This is a genomic window from Bifidobacterium minimum, from assembly GCF_000741645.1.
GTDB lineage: Bacteria > Actinomycetota > Actinomycetes > Actinomycetales > Bifidobacteriaceae > Bifidobacterium > Bifidobacterium minimum.
Genome location: NZ_JGZD01000014.1, coordinates 1 through 16,421 on the forward strand (window position 1 = coordinate 1; position 16,421 = coordinate 16,421).

At 63.4% G+C, this 16,421-nt stretch carries 12 protein-coding genes and 2 pseudogenes; 9 read left to right on the forward strand and 5 right to left on the reverse strand.

Translation table 11 applies throughout. The annotated features are described in order from the left end of the window. A partial coding sequence (locus tag BMIN_RS07490) for an IS256 family transposase (protein WP_034886369.1) occupies positions 1 to 482 on the reverse strand: 482 nt, incomplete at its 3' end. A 171-nt stretch (positions 483 to 653) separates the two neighbouring features. Between BMIN_RS07490 and BMIN_RS07495 the strand changes: the two genes are divergently transcribed. Further along, positions 654 to 950: an FHA domain-containing protein gene (locus BMIN_RS07495; protein ID WP_051126435.1), complete on the forward strand. Its 297-nt coding sequence runs from the start codon at positions 654 to 656 to the stop codon at positions 948 to 950. A gap of 131 nt (positions 951 to 1,081) precedes the next feature. Here the strand turns inward: BMIN_RS07495 and BMIN_RS08125 are convergent. After that, positions 1,082 to 1,719 (reverse strand): annotated as a pseudogene (locus BMIN_RS08125) (variant leucine-rich repeat-containing protein). Positions 1,720 to 2,180: 461 nt separating this feature from the next. On the opposite strand from BMIN_RS08125, the gene BMIN_RS07505 reads away from it, so the two are divergent. Beyond that, a complete protein-coding gene (locus BMIN_RS07505; protein ID WP_022861665.1) occupies positions 2,181 to 2,873 on the forward strand; it encodes a GNAT family N-acetyltransferase in 693 nt (230 codons plus the stop codon). Positions 2,874 to 3,025: 152 nt separating this feature from the next. Continuing rightward, positions 3,026 to 3,775, forward strand: a complete 750-nt coding sequence (dapB, locus tag BMIN_RS07510; protein ID WP_022861664.1) for a 4-hydroxy-tetrahydrodipicolinate reductase — start codon at positions 3,026 to 3,028, stop codon at positions 3,773 to 3,775. A gap of 15 nt (positions 3,776 to 3,790) precedes the next feature. Here the strand turns inward: dapB and BMIN_RS07515 are convergent, their stop codons facing one another. Next, positions 3,791 to 4,501 carry a FadR/GntR family transcriptional regulator gene (locus tag BMIN_RS07515; RefSeq protein ID WP_022861663.1) on the reverse strand — a complete coding sequence of 237 codons (711 nt, stop codon included), beginning with the start codon at positions 4,499 to 4,501 and terminating at the stop codon, positions 3,791 to 3,793. Positions 4,502 to 4,870: 369 nt separating this feature from the next. On the opposite strand from BMIN_RS07515, the gene BMIN_RS07520 reads away from it, so the two are divergent. The 6 genes and pseudogenes from BMIN_RS07520 (at position 4,871) to BMIN_RS07545 (ending at position 13,352) form a co-directional block, all read left to right on the forward strand. Continuing rightward, positions 4,871 to 5,473, forward strand: coding sequence for a gluconokinase (locus tag BMIN_RS07520; RefSeq protein ID WP_022861662.1), 603 nt, complete (start codon positions 4,871 to 4,873; stop codon positions 5,471 to 5,473). A 44-nt stretch (positions 5,474 to 5,517) separates the two neighbouring features. Further along, a complete protein-coding gene (gene dapA, locus BMIN_RS07525; protein ID WP_026647600.1) occupies positions 5,518 to 6,408 on the forward strand; it encodes a 4-hydroxy-tetrahydrodipicolinate synthase in 891 nt (296 codons plus the stop codon). Between the two features lie 62 nt (positions 6,409 to 6,470). Then, entirely contained in the window at positions 6,471 to 8,372 is a 1,902-nt protein-coding gene (locus BMIN_RS07530) for a ribonuclease J (RefSeq protein WP_051913507.1), read from the forward strand. Positions 8,373 to 8,520: 148 nt separating this feature from the next. Continuing rightward, entirely contained in the window at positions 8,521 to 11,127 is a 2,607-nt protein-coding gene (gene pepN / locus BMIN_RS07535) for an aminopeptidase N (RefSeq protein WP_022861658.1), read from the forward strand. A gap of 187 nt (positions 11,128 to 11,314) precedes the next feature. Then, positions 11,315 to 12,687: pseudogene (glmM, locus tag BMIN_RS07540) on the forward strand (phosphoglucosamine mutase). Continuing rightward, positions 12,684 to 13,352, forward strand: a complete 669-nt coding sequence (locus tag BMIN_RS07545; RefSeq protein WP_022861656.1) for a peptide deformylase — start codon at positions 12,684 to 12,686, stop codon at positions 13,350 to 13,352. The pseudogene glmM and the gene BMIN_RS07545 overlap by 4 nt, the downstream one beginning before the upstream one ends. Before the next feature lie 28 nt (positions 13,353 to 13,380). On the opposite strand, the gene BMIN_RS07550 is transcribed toward BMIN_RS07545, so the two are convergent. Continuing rightward, entirely contained in the window at positions 13,381 to 14,364 is a 984-nt protein-coding gene (locus BMIN_RS07550; RefSeq protein WP_051913508.1) for a LacI family DNA-binding transcriptional regulator, read from the reverse strand. A gap of 235 nt (positions 14,365 to 14,599) precedes the next feature. Next, the gene (locus BMIN_RS07555; protein WP_022861654.1) at positions 14,600 to 16,345 is read right to left on the reverse strand and encodes a hypothetical protein; all 1,746 of its coding nucleotides are present in this window, start codon (positions 16,343 to 16,345) and stop codon (positions 14,600 to 14,602) included. Between the last annotated feature and the right edge of the window lie 76 nt (positions 16,346 to 16,421).

The window sequence follows — 16,421 nt, forward strand, 5'->3', positions numbered from 1 at the left end:
CATGAACACAGTACGGTATGGGCTGCGAMAACGGACCGGGTACGCCACTGATCGATCTGGGAATACACCTTCTTCAGCTGGTCCGACAAGGTCTGCGAAGGCATTCTCTCACCCCACAGCGCCTGGGATATATCATCCACGCGGCGCGTGGAGACACCGGCCAAGTACATCTCAATCAGTGCCTCCTCGACTGATTCCTCGCGCCGCCGATACCGTTCGATGACCGCCGACTCGAAAAGCGCGCCCTTCAACTTCGGCACCTTCACCGAAAGCTTGCCCGCCTTGACCGTCAGGTCACGCCGGTAATGGCCCGCACGATACGCCTTCCTCGTATCCGATCGTTCATAACGTCCCGCCCCCGTAAGATCATCCGCCTCAGCGTCGAGCATCCTGTTGAGGATCTGGGTAACCTTCTGCGTGACCATCCGATCCAGCTCGGTCTCGAACAAGGGTTGATCCACCTGTAAAATGTGCTTGGGCATAGCCCGCACCTGCTTTCCAATCGGTTTTCACTTTCTAGCGATTGAAAATCGTACACACAGGACGGGCTACGCTCCCACAACCTCAAAACTGCGCAAGAAACCGGACGTTATCGGGCCGGACGCCATCGCCCGACGTATGGGCTTCATAATCGTCTGACCGGTCAGGACGTGGTGCTTTCCGGCGGCGTGCTGCTGGGACGTCGGCCGTCGGCCGTCGTGCCGAATGGCGTGGTGCCGGTGCGTCTGAACGATCCCATGCGGACCATATCACGCAATCATGCCGTCATAGACTTCGATGAGGCGGGTCATGCATGGATCGAGGACTGTGGCTCATTGAACGGGACGTTCCTCATGGTCGGCGGGGCGGAGACTCGGCTGGAACGTCATATGCGGATGCCGCTTTCAGCCCCCTGCACCATTCGCATCGGGGACCAGTTCTTCGAATTCACGCGGCACGACCGGAACTGAGCGGCACGATCGGAACTGAGGGGATGGGACGCATTGCCATGGCGCCATGGCGGATTCCCGCAGGCGAGGGTGCAGGCCTCCCGGGCTCATGCGCATGTCTGGTGCGCATGTCCGGGATCTTGGTGCGGCGGTCATGCCGTGGGCCTCAGGGCGTCATTGCTCAGAGGATTATGGCTGAGGGGGTCATGGTGTTCCCTCCGGTGTTCCCGCGCGGCCAGGGCATCGTCGATCCGGGGGTCGTGCAGGTCGGCCAGCCACTGCACTAGTTCGGGATAGGTGCTGGGGTTCCGGGCGAGATAGGGGCGGAGTTCGGGAGCGTACTGGGCGATCGCCGCGATGGTCATGGCGTCGGTGCGCGGATCAAGAGCCTGCTCGACCGTGAACCCGTAGGGATTCGTCGTCGTTGGCGTGGTCGCGGCTGTCCGTCGTTCCTCGGCCTCAAGAATGGGTGATGGCCCGTCCGCCGATGGCCGTGCGGCGTCCAGCGGTTCCGCCGCTTCGGGGTTTGCCGTCCGGTGACCGTGGCGCCGACGTTCGTGTTGCCGGCGCCCATATCGTCGGCGATCGTGTCGAGGCGCCCCTCGCGGATGTACGCGCGCGCCCGCGCGTCCCCGAATTGCGCAAGCCAGTGGATAAGGCCGGGGTACGCGCGCGGGTTCGCCGCCACGTTGGCGCCGAATTCCGGATTCTTGTATGCGATTCGCGCGAGCATCACGGGATCGGCGTGGGGATTGCGAACGGTTTCCACGGCTGTGTGGTAATCGACCATGATTGCTTCCGACCCTCCCTTCCATGCTCCCATTGCATGCTTCCATTGCATGCGTTCGCCAATCGACCTTCTCGTCGCGGACCATATGCCGTCCGTGCAGGCGGACGGTGATGTCCGTCGGTGCTATGCGGCGGCGACATGGAGTGCGGGGATCCTGATAGCTCCCGTCCCGTCCGTATCCTCCGGCCATTCCTCAGGCCCGTTCCTCGGGTCGATTCCTCGGGCCCATTCCTCCGGACCCCTTGCGGAGAAACCCCTTGCGGAGGTGCGGGCGTGTCACGGCATGCGGCTTGTTGGTGGATGGTGTCAGTATAGGTCTTTTTCGCTTCCACCAATATGTCGAGGTGCGCTCGTGATATGGTCCACGGTGGTGGCGTTGGGCGTGGTCGCATCATCGACGTGCGTTTGCGATGCGGTCCGGCGCCGTGATGATGAATATGGCGTGATGTGAGGAGCTGTGTATGAGTGACGGGTCGACGGTGGTGCTTCGGGCTTTGGGTGAGGATGACGTTGATGCCGCGGTCGATGAATTCGACCGGACGTGGGGCGGTTCGAAGGCGCCTGTGAGTCCGGGGGAGTCCTTGGCGTTGTCACGCCATTTCGTTCTCCATTTTCTCGAGCATGCCACCCGAGCCGACGTCGCCGTTCTCGATGGCGTCGTCGTGGGAGCGATCGTGACAAGGATCGAGGGGAAGCCGGGGATATTCCCCTGGGGGGCCGAACGCATGGAGCGCACGGACGCCGCTCTCGACGCATCGAGCGTGGCAGCAAGGGCCGAGCTGAGGAAGGCGCGCCGCTGGCATGTCCTTGACAAGGAGATCGAAAAGGCCGCGAACGTGACGTCCACGGCCTTGGGAGAGGTCGAGCTTTTCCTTGTGTCCGCTAAGGCCCGTGGCCATGGCGTGGGGCGGCTTCTGTGGAGGGCCGCCATGGACTACTTCGCTCGGAACTCCGTCACGAACTGCTTCCTTCATACGGATTCGTCATGCGATATGGGATTCTATGATCATCAGGGTTTCCGGCGCATCTCGGAGGAGTCGCTGCGGGAGGCCTCGCCCACGCTTCGGGATATGGCGCGCAGGGACGTGATCGGGGTGGATCGTCCCCATGAGAAGCTGTTCCTGTGCGTGGGACCGACCGTAAGATCGGTGTGACGGCGGCCGTGGTCAGGTCGTATCGCATCGGCGGATCGTGTCGTATCGCAGTGTGGAGGTGGACGCGTCGGCGTCCGCCATGGAGGGGTGTTCCGGCTTGCCCGGGGACATCGGGTAGGGAACCCGGGGACATCGCGTAGGAAAGGTGGATGATGATGAGAGTATCAATCGTGGGGGCACGTGGCCGCATGGGGGCGACGGTTGTGGAGGCGGTCCGATCCGCTCCCGATATGACCGTGGCGTTGACCGTGGACGCGGGGGATGATCTGGGCTCCATCACTCCGGACAACACCGATGTCGCGGTGGAGTTCACGGTGCCTTCGGCCTCGCTGCGGAACGTGCTGACGTTGGTCCGTTCCGGGGTGAGCGTCGTGGTGGGGACGACGGGATGGACGGATGAGGGGTTCGCGGCCGTGCGGGACGCCGTGGATTCCGCTTCCCGCGCAGGTCAGAGCGTCGTCATCGCGCCGAATTACGCGCTGTCGGCCGTCCTTATGGAGCGGTTCGCACGGCAGGCGGCACGGTACTTCGAATCCGTGGAGGTCATCGAGATGCATCACCCCGATAAGGTCGATGCTCCGTCGGGTACCGCGCTCCATACGGCGCGTGTTGTGGCCAAGGCCCGTGAGGATGCGGGGCTGGGGGCCATGCCTGACGCCACGACGGGCGACGAGACGTCCCGCGGACAGGTCGTGGACGGCGTGCACGTCCATGCCATCCGGCTTCGGGGACTCAACGCCCATGAGGAGGTCCTGTTGGGGAACCCGGGCGAGCAGCTTGTTCTGCGTGCCGACAGCTTCGATCGCTCATCGTTCATGCCAGGCGTCCTTATGGCCGTCCGGAGCGCGGCGTCGGGAACCCGTCCGGGGCTGACCGTCGGGTTGGAACCTTTGATGGATTAGCGGATTAGCCGCGCCTCACCTGCATGCCGACGCGTCGGATTCGGAATCCGATTGTGTTTCGATGGCCGACCGCGCCTCGTTGATAATCGCGCGCATGGCCTCCTCCGCAGCCTGTCCATCATGCTTGCGGATGAAGGCCGCGACGTCCCCGTGCAGCCTGAGCGCGGAGGCGTCGGCCATCGTGGGCATGAGGTTGTGACGGGTCCTGCCCGTGAGCATGGAGGCTATCACATTGCCCAGCGCCGCGAGCATGCAGTTGCCCGAGGCCAGCATCAGCGTCTGGTGGAATTGGATGTCCGCGTTGAGGTAGTCCTCCCCGTCGGCGTTGTCGGAATTGGCGACCATGTTGATCGCCGATTCGGTCAGCAGCGCCCATTCATCGGGGGTGGCCCGTTCGGCCGCCAGCCGGGCCGCCGTCGGCTCCACGGCCGTCCGCAGCTCGGTGAGCTCCCGTAATGCGGACGCGCGGTCCTTGCTGCGTAGCCGCCATTCGATCACCTGCGGGTCGTAGGGGTTCCACATCGTGCGGGGATTCGCCGTCGCGCCGGCCTTGCGCTTCACCGTGACAAGACCCATGGTCTCCAGAACGCGCGTGACCTCACGCGTGACCGTGCGCGAGGGGATGGGGGAGACGTTGGGCTGTGGAAGTCTTGCGCCGGGTGCAGTCTCACCGCTGACGACGGAAAGCCCCCAATAGTCAAGTAACCGGTCATGCAGGGTTGCCATGGAACCTTCTTGAATAATTGTGTCGATTGTTGACTGTGCTTGTGGCATGAAACTCATTATTGCACTTTATCAAAGATATGACATGCGTATTTCGTGGGCGTGGGCATTCCGTTGCTTGAACCGTTCCGTCGGTATATAGTGCATACGCAATGCGAAAATAAATGCACTGGTGAATATGACAGGCATCTATATGGGCATTAATCAGGCATTAGCAGCAGTGCGCCATATGGGGACGATAAATGGCACGGGGAATGGCCCAGGGACGACGAACGGCACGGTTCCATACGCATTTCGTGATCGGCCGGACGTACGTACGACCATGGGGACGGCCGTTCCCGACCGCGCCGCACCGGGGGGAGCATGCAACGGATGACGGACGAACGCGACAGCATCAGGGGTGCCGGGACGCGGAGCGTTCCAGATCACATCGGCTCCGCGCAGTGCACGGCGGCGGGGGATGACGACAAGCCCATGGCCATCGTCGTGATGGGTGTGTGCGGATCGGGGAAGTCGGTTCTGGGCCGCGAGCTGGCCGATTCGTTGGAATGGCCGTTCGTGGAGGGGGACGATTTCCATCCGCCGGAAAACGTCGGAAAGATGTCGGCGGGCGTTCCGCTGGACGACGACGACCGATGGGGGTGGCTTCGATCCCTCGCCGCGCGGATGGACGATGAGACGTCCGGAGGCGGATCGGTCGTCATGGCATGCTCGGCCCTCAAAAGGTCATACAGGGATATTCTGCGCAGGCCCCGCACTGTGTTCGTGTACCTTGATGGGTCCAGGGACGAGCTGGAGCGGAGATTGGCCGCGCGGACCGGACATTTCATGAAGAAGGAGATGCTGGATTCCCAGTTGGCGACTTTGGAGCCTCCCGATGACGGGGAACGCCATCTGCGGATAGACGCCGGGTGGGGCCTGACCGTTCACGAGGAGGCGCGATTGGTTCTGGACGGTCTGGGACTGTCGTCATGATGGCCGCGTCCCGGCCCGGAAGTAGCGTGGACGTCATGAGCACCATGCATCTTCTTGATCCCGCACCTTTTGGTCGGGTTCTTCCCGCGATGGTCACGCCCATGACATCGGACGGCCGGATCGATTACGATGCCGCGTCACGCCTTGCGACTCATCTCGTCGCTCAGGGCGCCGATGGGCTGGTGGTCAACGGCACCACCGGCGAATCGCCGGTGACGCATATGGAGGAGAAGGTCGAACTGGTGCGCGTGGTCAAGGCCGCCGTCGACGTGCCGGTGATTTCCGGCGCGGGTTCGAACGACACCGTCCACACCATTCGGATGACCGAGCTGACACAGGACGCCGGCGCCGATGCGGTCCTCATCGTCGCGCCCTACTACTCGAGGCCTTCGCAGGAGGGCATATTCCGTCACTATCAGGCCGTCAACGACGCCACCGACAAGCCCATCATCATCTATGACGTTCCCGGGCGCACGGGCGTGCACATCCAGTTGGAGACGTATCGCCGTTTGGCGCGTTTGGAGCACGTCAAGGCGGTCAAGGACGCGACTGGCGATATAGCCGGGGCGGTGCGCAAGCGGATCGAAACCGGTCTGATCTGGTATTCGGGGGATGACGGGCTCTTCCTTCCCTTCCTTTCCGTGGGGGCGGTGGGGATCATCTCGGTGATCGCCCATGTGGCCGCCGCTCCGATGCGTCGCCTTGCCGACGCCTTCGATGTGGGGGACATCCATGAGGCGCAGGCCTTGTCCGTGCGTCTGGCCCCTCTTGTGGAGGCGCTGAACGGGAACGGATTCCAGGCGGTTATGGCCAAGGCCGCGCTCAAGGTCGCCGGCGAGCTGGACACCACCACCATGCGTCTTCCCAATGTCGGTCCCACTCAGGCTGAATTCGACCGTGCCCGTGAGGGCATGCGCGAGGCGGGTCTGTTGTGACCGCGATGATTCCTCGTTCACGCATAGGCGTGGACACCAAATAACAGAAATCCAAGAAGGATATGGCAACAGAAAACAACAATAAGTCAACACATCAGAAGCGTGAAGGACGTGGCGGGGATGCCCCGCGGTCGTCGCGCACGTCGAGGGGCGACCGTTCCTCGTCGAGGACGGGCTCGAGGACTCCGTCGAGGCGGGGGTCGCGGTCGCGCGCCGTGTCGCCCCAGCAGAGCACGCTTATCGCACCGCCGAAATACCGCAAGGGATCCATGAGGATCGTCCCGCTTGGCGGTCTGGGCGAGATCGGCCGCAATATGAACGTCGTCGAATACAACGGCCACATACTGCTGATCGACTGCGGCGTGCTGTTCCCCGCCGAGGAGCAGCCCGGAGTCGACCTCATCCTTCCCGACTTCTCCTACATCAAGGACAGGCTTGACCGCGTCGAGGCCCTTGTGCTCACGCATGGGCACGAGGACCATATCGGAGGCGTTCCGTTCCTGCTCAAGCTGCGTCCCGACATCCCCCTGATCGGCTCGAAGCTCACGCTGGCGTTCGTCAAGGCCAAATGCGACGAGCATCATCTCAATCCCACCACGGTGGAGGTCAACGGCCGGGACAAGCTCAAGGTCGGGCCCTTCATGCTGGAGTTCGTGGCCGTCACGCATTCCATCCCCGATGCCCTCGCCGTGTGCGTCAGGACCCCGGCGGGATCGCTGATCGACACGGGCGACATCAAACTGGACCAGCTTCCCCTCGACAAGCGCATCACCGATCTGGTGGAGTTCGGCAAGCTTGGCGAGCAGGGCATCGATCTGCTGATGATGGATTCGACGAATGCCGAGGTTCCCGGATTCGTCAAGCCGGAGGTCTCGATCGGACCGGCATTGGATCGTGCATTCGCCGAGGCCAACCGCAAGATCATCGTCGCAAGCTTCTCCAGCCACGTCCACAGGGTCCAGCAGGTCGTGGACACGGCCCATAAGTACGGGCGCAAGGTCGTGTTCGTGGGCAGGTCGATGGTGCGCAACATGGCCATCGCCTCGGATCTGGGATATCTCCACATCCCCGAGGGCACGGTCGTCGACCTCAAGCAGTCGCACGACATCCAGGACGACAAGCTCGTGTACATGTGCACCGGTTCGCAGGGCGAGCCGATGGCGGCCCTGGGGCGTATCGCCGACGGCAACCACCGCGACATCAGCATCAACGAGTTCGATACGGTGATTCTCGCCAGCTCCCTGATACCCGGCAACGAGCATGGGGTCTACAAGATCATCAACAAGCTCATCCAGCTGGGGGCGAAGGTCATCAACCGCGACAACGCCGCCATCCATGTCTCCGGGCATGCCGACGAGGGCGAGCTGCTGTACCTCTACAACATCATCAAGCCCAAATGCGCGATGCCCATCCATGGTGAGAACCGCCATCTGGTGGCCAACGGTCTTATCGCCGTGAAGACGGGTCTCGATCCACAGAACGTCGTTCTGGCCGAGGACGGCGACGTCGTCGATCTGTACCACGGCAAGGCGGCGATCGTCGGATCGGTTCCATGCGCGTATGTGTATGTGGACGGAGACTCCGTGGGTGAGCTCACCGATGACGAGCTTGAGAAACGGCGGATCCTTGGAACGGAGGGATTCGTCTCCAGCTTCGTGGTGGTCGACAGCGAGTCGTCCGAAGTGGTGTCGGGGCCGAAGATATACCTCAACGCCGTCGCCGAGGACGAGAGCGAGTTCGCCAACGTGCGCCGCCAGATCGTCGGCGAGCTTGAGGACGCCATGCTTCAGGGGACCAAGGACGCTGCTCGTCTCCAGCAGATCATGCGGCGTACGCTTGGAAGCTGGGTGGCCCGTCAGCTGCATCGCAAGCCCATGATCGTTCCCGTGGTCGCCGATATCGCCCAGGACGTCATCGAGCCCCGAAGAGTTCCGTGCAGGAGCGCTCGCGATGATGACATGTGAATGTCACGGGCGATGCCTGTACAATCGCGGGTAGATGATCGCGGCGTTCCGGAAGCCATTCGGATGCCGTGACTGATGCTGTGGTGGGGGCGGCGTGACTGATTATTCGGCCACGCCGCCTTGCGTGATAGGGAGAAAGAAGGGATTCATGCCAGGAGCTAACCTCACGAGAGCCGAGGCGGAGGGACGTCGCGAGATCATCAAGGCGCCCGTTCGCTACGATGTGCGTCTTGATCTGACCCAGGGACCTCGGAACTTCGAATCCGTCACCAAGATCAGCTTCGACGCCGCTCAGGGCGCGACGACTTTTCTCGACCTTATCGCCGATGACGTCAAGGCCATCACGCTCAACGGCGTGGGCCTGGATCCCAAAGGGTCCTTCGTGGACAACCGCGTCCTGCTCGATGACCTGGAGAAGCACAACGAGGTGACGGTCACGGCGTCCTGCCGGTATTCCACCACCGGCGAGGGTCTCCATCGCAGCGTCGACCCCTCGGATGGCAACGTCTACCTGTACACCCAGTTCGAGGTTCCCGATGCTCGCCGGGTCTATGCCGTGTTCGACCAGCCCGACATCAAGGCGGTTTTCGGTTTCTCCGTCGATGCGCCGGAGAGCTGGACCGTCCTGTCGAACAAGCCCACGGAGTCCACGGAAACGGTGGACGCGCTCACCCAGCCGGGGACGATGGGGGATCGTCCGCAGGAAGGCGTCAAGCGCTGGATCTTCGAGCCCACGCCCGTGATGAGCTCCTATCTCACGGCCATATGCGCCGGACCGTATGCGGGGTGGCACACCGAATACGCGAACGAGGACGGGCGAACCGTTCCGATGGGCATGTACTGCCGGCAGGCGCTCAAGGACGCCTTCGCCAAAGACGTCGATTATCTGTTCGACATCACCAAGAAGGGCTTCGCCTTCTACGCGCGGACATGGGGGGTGCCCTACCCGTATGCGAAGTTCGACCAGATCTACGTGCCGGAATACAACGCGGGCGCGATGGAGAACATCGGTCTGGTGACCATCCGCGACCAGTACGTTTTCGAGTCGAAGGTGACGGACGCCCTTGCCGAGCGCCGGGTCGTCACCGTGCTGCATGAGCTCGCCCACATGTGGTTCGGCGACTATGTGACCATGAAATGGTGGAACGACCTGTGGCTCAACGAGTCCTTCGCCGAATTCACGTCGACGCTCGCCACCGCGGAGGCCACCGAATGGACCGACGCATGGGCCACGTTCAACTCCGGCGAGAAAAGCTGGGCGCTGCGTCAGGATCAGCTGCCGACGACGCATCCCATCGTGGCTCCGATCAACGATCTCAACGACACCTACGTGAACTTCGACGGCATCACCTACGCGAAGGGCGCGTCCGTTCTCAAGCAGCTCGTCGCCTATGTGGGGCGTGACAAGTTCTTCGAGGGGATCAACAACTATCTGGAGCGCCACGCCTATGCCAACGCGACGCTGTCCGACCTTCTTTCCGAGCTCGCGCTGACGTCGGGCCGTGATCTCACGGCTTGGAGCAGACAATGGTTGGAGGAGCCGGGAATCACCACCATATCCGTGGAGCTCGCCGAGAACTCCGACGGGACCATCGACCGCCTTGTCCTGCGTCAGAGCGCGGACAACCCCGAATCGTCGCTGCGCGTCCACCGGATGCGCGTGGGGTTCTACGACGCCGATCGGTCCGGCTCCGTGCATCGCACGGACGTCATCGAGCTCGACGTCGATGGTGAGGCGACCGTGGTGGAGCAGGCCCATGGGCGTAGGATCCCGGCCGTCATCCTTCCCAACGACGAGGATCTGACCTATGCCAAGATTCGTCTCGACGCGAGGTCGTTGGAGTTCGCGGCCGAGAATCTCGGCGCTTTCGACGATGCCCTGGCGCGTTCCGTCGTATGGCTGAGCCTGTGGGATATGACGCGTGACGGCGAGTTCCCCGCACGACGGTTCATCGGGAGCAGCCTGAGCGCGCTGGCCACCGAGACCGAGTCGACGACCTTCCGCTACGCCCTCGCCCAGATCGCCACGACGGCGTGGCACTACGTCGATCCCGCCCATCGCGATGAGACGGTCCGTCATGTCGCCTCCAGCCTGTGGGATCTGGCTCTCAACGCCCGACCGGGATCGGACGAGCAGTTCCAGCTGGTCAATTCCTATCTGGGCTACGGCGAGCCGGGTGATGCCGAATTCGCCGCCCATACGCGTGGACTATTGGACGGCTCCGTCGTCCTTGGGGGTTTGGAGATCGACAACAATCTTCGGTGGAGGCTGGTCACCGCATTGTCCCGCGTCAACCTCGTCGATGACGAGGACGTCGATGCGGAGCTCGCCCAGCGGGACACCACTGAGAATCGTGAGTTCGCTTTCGGCGCCAAGGCCGCGCGGGGGACCGCCGAAGCCAAGCGCTGGGCGTGGGATCAGGCGCTTACCAACGACGATCTGACCAATATGCAGCTCGAGGCGGTGGTCAACGGCATGACGGGAACCCCGCGGCCTGACCTCGCCGAGCCCTATGCGGAGAAGTACTTCGAATCCATCGATGGCATATGGTCGAACAGAACGTTCCATATGGCCGAGGTCCTCATAGGCGGCCTGTACCCGGTGTATGCCGATCCGGCGCGTCTGGTGGAGCTGGGCGACGCCTGGCTTGAGTCGCATCGGGACGCGGACAGGGCGCTGCGCCGTATGGTCATCGAGAACGTCGAGGGATCGCGCCGGACGCTGAGGGTTCAGAGGTACAACACGGGGTTGTGAGTTGCAGCTGGGCGTACTGTCCCAAATTCGGGTCCTTTCGCGCAGGTCGTTACTCAATCGCTGCCCGGGTCCCTGCAATTGCGGGGGAACCGGGCAGCTTTCGCGTTGCGCGCGTTCCGGTGGGGCGTGGCCGCTACGATGGTGGCCGGCAGAAAAGTCGAGTGGCAAGGATGGTTGCGATGCGAGAATGTTCGGAACCGATGGAGTGCGGGGGCTGGCCAACGGGCTTCTGACCTCGCGTCTGGCGCTTGATCTGGGGGATGCCGCGGTTCGCGTCCTTGGTGCCGATGCGCCGGCGAGCATGCCCAGGGCCGCCGTCGCGCTTTGGTGGGGCGCGACACCCGCGTGTCCGGCGACTTCCTTTCGGCGGCGTTGTCCGCGGGAATGAGCGCGGGAGGCTTTGACGTCATCGATGCGGGCATCATCCCCACGCCAGGGGTGGCGTACCTCAGCTCGGTCCTCAACGTCGAGATGGGCGCAGTCATATCGGCGTCCCACAATCCGATGCCCGACAACGGGATCAAGTTCTTCGCGCGCGGCGGATTCAAGCTTCCCGATGCCAAGGAGGACGAGATCGAAGCCGTTCTGGGTCAGGACTGGGAACGTCCCACCGGTGCCGGCGTGGGACGCATCAGCCATGACACCGTCACCGCCACGAACCTGTACATCGATCATCTGGTCTCGACCATCGCGCCCCTGGGCCCGGACAAGGCCCAGCCCACGCCGCTTCAGGGTCTGAAGATCGTGGCGGACTGCGCCAACGGCGCGACCTCGGTGGTCGCCCCCGAGGCCTTGCGTCGGGCCGGAGCGGACGTGATCGTCATCAACGCATCCCCCGACGGGTACAACATCAACAAAAACGCCGGATCCACCCATCCCGAGCAGCTCCAGGCCATAGTCCGCGCGTCGGACGCCGTTATGGGCGTCGCCTTCGACGGTGACGCGGATCGCTGCCTTGCCGTGGACGAGGACGGCACCATGGTCAACGGCGATCAGATCATGGGAATCCTTGCACGGGCCAAGAAGCGTGACGGCAAACTCGCCCATGACACGCTCGTGGTCACGGTGATGAGCAATCTCGGCCTCAAACTGGCTTTGCGCGATATGGGAATCACCACCGTGCAGACGAACGTGGGCGACCGATACGTTCTTGAGGAGATGCTCCGCGGCGGATACTCGTTGGGTGGGGAGCAGTCCGGCCATGTCATCAACCGCGAGTTCGCCACCACCGGCGACGGGACCCTCACCGCGTTGACGCTGTGCAACGAGGTCGTGAGGTCCGGCAGAAGCCTTAAGGAGCTGGCGGCCGATTTCCCGCAGCTGCCGCAGCAGCTCATCAACGTGCCCAACGTGGACAAGAACGCCGCCGTGACGAATGCCGAGGTGCGCAGGGCCGTCGACCGTGAGACCGCCCTGCTGGGCGAGACCGGACGTGTTCTTCTCCGGCCGAGCGGCACGGAGCCTCTTGTGCGCGTGATGGCGGAGGCCGCCACGCAGAAGCAGGCCGATGAGGTATGCGAGCGTCTGGCGGAGGTCGTGGCGCAGGAGCTGGCGATATGAGGTGGAAGGCAGCGTCCGATGCGTCGGCACAGGTCGACGTGGAGCTCGACAAGGCCGTGAACAGTCTGCTCGACGCCGGTGGCAAGGAGGGGCTTCTGCCCATCGTCCAGATGGGCGAACCCGTGCTGAGGCAACGGACCGTCGCCTATGACGGTCAGCTGTCCGATAAGACCTTCTCACGGCTTATCGAAAGCATGCACGCGACCATGCTGGAGGCTCCCGGGGTGGGGCTCGCCGCTCCCCAGATAGGACTGGGGATGGCGCTCGCCGTCATCGAGGACCATGTGCGTGACGATGGCGACGATCCCCGTGAGATCGCGGAGCTGCCGTTCCGGACCATCATCAATCCGACGTACGAGCCGGTGGGGGATGAGACGCGCAGCTTCTACGAGGGCTGTCTGAGCTTCGAGGGGTATCAGGCCGTCCGCCGTCGGTGGCTTGACATCACGGCGCGATGGCAGGACGAGGAGGGCGTCGCCCACGAGGAGCGTCTCCATGGATGGCCGGCGCGCATCTTCCAGCATGAGACGGATCATCTCAGCGGCGAGGTGTACATCGATCGGGCGGAGATCCGCTCGCTGACCACGGAGGACAACCTGATCGACTATTGGTGCGAGGATCCCGTCCCCACCGAGGCGTCTAAGGAGCTTGGATTCGCACTGTAGGGATGGAACCCCCGGTTCGCTCCGTCCCCTATTGATGGACGATGGTCTGGGGTGCGGAACCGGTTGAGGCCCTCCGGATGAATCGCGACGGCAGTATCACCGGTCTGAGGTTCCCCTCGTGGAGGTGATGCAGCCGCGCGGAGAGCTCCTCGACCGCCTTCGCAGCGACCTGTCTGCGGGGAAGCCATATGGTCGTCAATGCGGGCGTGACCAGTGAGCTGAACTGAATGTCGTCTATCCCCACGACTGAAACCTGTGCGGGCACGGATATGCCGGAGGCGTGCAGGGCCGCGATGAAGCCGATGGCGAGCATGTCGTTGTAGGCGATGACCGCCGTCGTCGGAGAGGACAGAAAGGGATCCCCGCACCGGTACGCGCCGCCGAAGGTCGGAGACGCCGACGGGATGCGACGTAGTCTCAGACCCGTCGAGGAGCAGATCGCGGACAGCGCCCGCCACCGCATTCCCTCCTGCCAGGAGGATTCGGGTCCGCTGAGATAGGTGATCGTCCGATGTCCGCACAAGGCCAGATAATCCACGGCCTGCCGAAGACCGTCCGAGGCGTCGGCGACCGCCGAGCGGATGCCCCGGATGGAACGGTTCAGCGCTATGAGCGGTTTGGTCTCCGCAAGCTTTCGGATACCGGTGTCGGACAGGCGCGAGGATGCGAGTATCAGCCCGTCCACATGGCGGTGCGCGAGTCGGATGGCGTCCCGTTCGATGAGCATGTTCTCCTCGGAGTCGATGACCAGCAGACCCAGCCCCTGGGTCAGGCACTCATGCTGTGCGCTTCTTGTGTAGTCGGCGAACACCGGATTGCTCAGATCGGCCACGACGATGCCGATCAGCGCGCTCAGGCTTTCCTCGGTCCGAAAGGGAGCGACGTTGTCAATGCGATATCCGAGGTCGTTGGCGATCGTCAGAATCCTTTGCGCGGTGGCGCTGCTAACCCTTCCCGGACGTGAGAACGTTCCTGAGACGGTCGATGGAGCCACGCCGGCGGCTTCGGCCACGTCGCGTAGGGTGACCTTCCTGGTATGACGCGTCCGTCCGGTTCTGGCAATGGCGTGGTCGCCGTCCTTCTCCTGTGTGTTCGGGCCCCCGACTCACCCGGATCGTCGTCTCCGGTATGGGGGCTTCGGGGGGACAGGTCGTCAGTCATGCCTTCGCCTTCTTTCTCGCCACATACCGTAATCCATTCAGCCCCGGACCCCGATGTCCGAACTTCCCCAGTCCCTTCGACGAACGTCAGTCCTTGCCGGAGTTGACGAATCCGGCGAGCCATTGGCACAGGCGCGCGCGTGTTCCGCTGCGGGGAAGCATCCTCTCGGCAAGATCACGTGCCTCCTTCTTTCCGAAGGCATGGTAGTAGCGTCGCATGGCGCGGATGATCGTGCCGTCGCTGATCGTGCCGTCGCTGAGTCCCTGGAGCGAGTCGTCGGCCAGACCCGCGCGACCCAGAATCGTGGCGCGCGCCTCCTGCGGATGCGTCCGGGCGAAGACGGGCGCCAGAGTCAGCTTCGCGCCGGGGTGGCGATTGGCATAGCGCCATGCGGGTTCGCACAGATGGTTGTCGATGAGAATACGCTCGTACAGACCGTTGCGGGAACCACGCATGCCGCAGCCGTCCTCCGCTTCGAATTCATGGACGATCAGCTCGACCTGCCGCGGCCATTGTGGCCCGCTTATGGAACGAAGAACCGTGATGAGATGGGGGTCGTCGGATTTCGGTCCCGACGCGATGACGCGCCGACGGTAGCGTGCGGACAGCTCGTCGAACGATCCGCATTCCGCCAACGCCATGTCCTGGATGGACGCCCATCCCAGAGGAACGAGGTCGGGTGGGAAAAGAAGGGGATCCATGTCGGGGTGGTCATGCTCCATGAGAGCGCTGAACCGCCTGAGCTCATCCCATTTGTCCTGGGAGAGGAGCCGGGCCGCGTAGGCGTCGGCCAAGGGGGCCATGGCCGGATGATCCAGAAGCATCGCGTCGGCCTGGTCGTCGTCGCCCGCCATGCGGAGAAGATCGTGTTTGAGAAGAAGCGCCGCCTTGGTGAACCGCATCTGCGCGCGGGTCACGCAATCGCGGAAGGTGAGGGTCTCCCCGGCGCGGGTGATGACCATGGGGTTGGTCGGATCCTGATCGGCCTCCCGGGACAGCTCCTTCATGGCGCGTGTGACGCGGGCGAGGGCATCGTAGGCGATGACGCGCGTGTCGTCCCATTTGGCGAACGGCAGTCCGCACGAGACGAGGAGCATCAGCTGCACCGGGTTGAGAAGCATCGGGCCGTCGCAGGCGGCCTCGACGAGAACGGCCATGGCCTGGATGGAGGTGATGGTGTCGGCGTGCTCGGCCACGGAGGTCATGTACAGGCGGATCTGCTGGATGAGATGCAGCAGGTAGTCGAACACCTCGTTGTTGTCGTCGTTGACGCTGCCGATGAAGTCGATGGTGGTGTCGAGGGCGAGCGCGAGGTTCCGCGTGGCGTCCAGCCAGTGCGTGCTGGACAGCGCGTTCCCGACGACGGCGTCGACTCCGGCCAGAACCTGCGTGTCCATGTGGAACACGGGCGGGGTGTGGGTTTCGGCGTCCGCATCCGGTGACGATTCGCAGGCGTCCAGATACCATCTGATGGGCGTGTCCATGACGCGGGCGGCGTCCTCGGGCGGGGCGACGGGGGAGTCGGTTCGCCGGGCATCGTCCATGGTGGCGATGTCGGCGATCATGTGGTTCCACAGGAAGCAGGGGCCGTCCAGCCCTCCCATACCGATGATGCCGTTGCTGGCGAAGGCGCTCAGATCCGCCGCGGCCTCGCGCGGGTCATCGGGGAAGTCTCCATCCATCTCAAGCGATTGCATGCGCATGATGCTGGCGACGACGGGGGAGAGAGCGCACAGGTTGTCAAGCTCGTCGGGGTCGTTCCATTGCTCGGCATCGTCCGCAAGGAAGGGATCGGTGACGCGGTCGTCGGAGGAATTCGTATTCTCGTCCACTGTGGATCCCTTCCCTGTCGTCTGTCGTCTGTCGTCAGAGTGATGCCGGACAGTATCCGGCGCTCCGTTCTATCGC

Excerpts from the sequence above, each read along its gene's own strand:
- BMIN_RS07515 (WP_022861663.1), bottom strand. The coding sequence starts at position 4,501 with ATGGCAACCCTGCATGACCGGTTACTTGACTATTGGGGGCTTTCCGTC.
- BMIN_RS07530 (WP_051913507.1), top strand. The coding sequence starts at position 6,471 with ATGGCAACAGAAAACAACAATAAGTCAACACATCAGAAGCGTGAAGGA.
- dapA (WP_026647600.1), top strand. The coding sequence starts at position 5,518 with ATGCATCTTCTTGATCCCGCACCTTTTGGTCGGGTTCTTCCCGCGATG.
- dapB (WP_022861664.1), top strand. The coding sequence starts at position 3,026 with ATGATGAGAGTATCAATCGTGGGGGCACGTGGCCGCATGGGGGCGACG.
- pepN (WP_022861658.1), top strand. The coding sequence starts at position 8,521 with ATGCCAGGAGCTAACCTCACGAGAGCCGAGGCGGAGGGACGTCGCGAG.
- BMIN_RS07505 (WP_022861665.1), top strand. The coding sequence starts at position 2,181 with ATGAGTGACGGGTCGACGGTGGTGCTTCGGGCTTTGGGTGAGGATGAC.
- BMIN_RS07545 (WP_022861656.1), top strand. The coding sequence starts at position 12,684 with ATGAGGTGGAAGGCAGCGTCCGATGCGTCGGCACAGGTCGACGTGGAG.
- BMIN_RS07520 (WP_022861662.1), top strand. The coding sequence starts at position 4,871 with ATGACGGACGAACGCGACAGCATCAGGGGTGCCGGGACGCGGAGCGTT.